General features: G+C 46.0%; 1 protein-coding gene and 1 pseudogene. Both read left to right on the plus strand.

The genetic code is table 11. The features are described 5' to 3' along the window. Nucleotides 1–2,110, plus strand: a 2,110-nt coding sequence (locus BCT81_RS01140) for an acyl-CoA dehydrogenase (RefSeq protein WP_102423027.1), incomplete at its 5' end; no start/stop codon positions are given. 210 nt (nucleotides 2,111–2,320) lie between these two features. After that, nucleotides 2,321–2,597: pseudogene (locus BCT81_RS01145) on the plus strand (bifunctional NADH-specific enoyl-ACP reductase/trans-2-enoyl-CoA reductase); the annotation flags it as partial.

The raw sequence follows: 2,597 nt of genomic DNA on the forward strand, positions 1-2,597 counted from the left end.
GCCTCAACTTTCGTCAGAAGAGCAGTCTTTTATGGATAATGAGCTAGAAACCTTGCTTTCTATGCTTGATGACCATCAGATTGTGAAAGAAGACCGAGATCTTCCGAAGGAAGTTTGGAACTTCTTACGAAAAGAACGCTTCTTCTCGTTGATCATTTCTAAAGAGTACGGCGGTCGCGAATTTTCAGCGCACGCAAACTCAACCATTGTTACTAAGATTGCAACTCGCAGTATCAGTGCCGCGGTTTCTGTAATGGTTCCTAACTCACTGGGTCCAGGTGAGCTTCTATCTCACTATGGTACACAAGAACAGAAAGATTACTGGTTGCCACGTCTTGCTGACGGTACAGATATCCCATGTTTCGCACTAACAGGCCCAGAAGCGGGTTCTGATGCAGGCGGTATTCCTGATGTTGGTACCGTATGTATGGGTATGCACGAAGGTAAAGAGACACTGGGTATCAAGCTTAACTGGAACAAGCGTTACATCACGCTAGCACCAGTAGCAACAGTGCTTGGCCTTGCATTCAAACTGCACGATCCAGAAAAACTGTTGGGTGACAAAGAAGATATCGGCATCACGTGTGCGCTTATTCCAGCAGACCATGAAGGCGTTGTGATTGGTGAGCGTCATGACCCACTAGGTCTTGCTTTCATGAACGGTCCAACACGTGGTCATGATGTATTCATTCCAATGGAATGGTTAATCGGTGGCGCGGATTACGCAGGTAAAGGCTGGCGTATGCTAGTGGAATGTCTATCTGCGGGTCGTGGTATCTCATTACCAGCACTAGGTACAGCGATGGGCCACCTAACGGCGAGAACAACAGGTGCATACGCATATGTTCGTAAGCAGTTTGGTATGTCGATTGGTAAGTTCGAAGGTGTCGCAGAGAGCTTAGGTCGCATTGGTGGTTTAACGTATCTACTAGAAGCGACACGAACTCTGACAACGACATCGCTTGATATGAAAGAGAAACCGGGCATCGTAACGGCTATCGCGAAATACCACATGACAGAGATGGCACGTACCATTCTGAATGATTCAATGGATATTCACTCTGGTCGTGCAATTCAAGATGGTCCAATGAACTACTTGGCAGCGCCTTACCTAGGTATCCCAGTTGCAATCACAGTAGAAGGTGCAAACATCCTGACTCGTAACCTGATGATCTTTGGTCAAGGTGCGACACGTTGTCACCCATACGTATTGAGCGAGATGGAAGCGGCAGCTAATCCAGATGAGAAGCAAGGCGCGAAAGACTTCGATGACTTGTTGTTCAAGCATATTGGTCACGCAACTAAGAACACATTTGGCGCGTTCGGTGCGGCATTGACTGGCTCTAAGTTTATTAAAGCGGACATGAGTGGTCCAACTAAGCCTTACTACCAAGACCTGACTCGTCTAAGCCGTGCATTAGCGGTAAGTGCAGACTTCGCGATGCTAACTCTGGGCGGTGAACTGAAACGTAAAGAGCTTATCTCTGCACGTTTAGGTGATGGTCTGAGTTACCTATACATGGCTTCTGCGGCACTTAAGAAGTATGAAGACGAAGGTCGTCAACAAGCAGACTTAGACTATGTACACTACGCGGTTCAGCATTGTTTCCACCATGCTGCAAAGGCCCTACAAGAGGCGTACCGTAACTTCCCGAATAAGGTCGTTGGTAAGGTACTTAAAGGCCTAATATTCCCTGTGGGCAACCACTTCGAGAAACCAAGCGATGATCTGACAGTCCAGTTGGCTGAAAGCTTGATGACTCCGGGAGCACACCGTGAACGCCTGACTCACCTTTGCTACATCGGTCAGGAAGAAGACGATAGCGTTGGCTTGATGGAAAATGCGTTCAATGCGATGTACAGCATCAAACCACTTGAGCGTAAGATCTTCAAAGCAGTTAAAGAGGGTAAAGTTGCTCGTAAAGGTCTACTGCAAGACAAACTTGCTCAAGCACTGGCAGCAGACGTACTGACTCAAGACGAAGTTGACCAAATCATTGCAGCAGACAAACTACGCTACGCTGCAATCCAAGTTGACCACTTCAGTCACGATTACAGTGAAACTTTGACGCGAAAAGAGTTAAAACCTAAGCTAAATAGCGTTGCTTAGATTAAGAAATAATAAAAGGCACCTTAAAAGGTGCCTTTTTTTGTTTTTGTCGTAGAAGTCGCAATAGAGGCGTTAACAAATGGTGACTTAGTCAGCAAATAATCACTGAGTGCTCCAACCACTTGCATTTTCACCACATTTTTACAGAAATTAGATGCCATTTGCGTACGAAACTTTTATCCTTAACCTGATTTTTTAAGGAAGTTGAATATGATCATCAAACCTCGAATTCGCGGATTCATCTGTACTACAACACATCCAGTCGGTTGTGAAGCTAATGTAAAAGAACAAATTGCTTACACAAAAGCTCAAGGCCCAATCGCAAACGCACCTAAACGTGTACTAGTTGTTGGCTCTTCAAGTGGCTACGGCTTGTCTTCACGTATTGCGGCTGCATTTGGTGGCGGCGCTTCAACTATCGGTGTTTTCTTTGAGAAAGCCGGTACTGAGAAAAAGCCTGGCACAGCTGGTTTCTACAACTCAGCAG

This window comes from Vibrio sp. 10N.261.52.A1 (assembly GCF_002876325.1).
GTDB classification, from domain to species: Bacteria; Pseudomonadota; Gammaproteobacteria; order Enterobacterales; family Vibrionaceae; genus Vibrio; species Vibrio chagasii.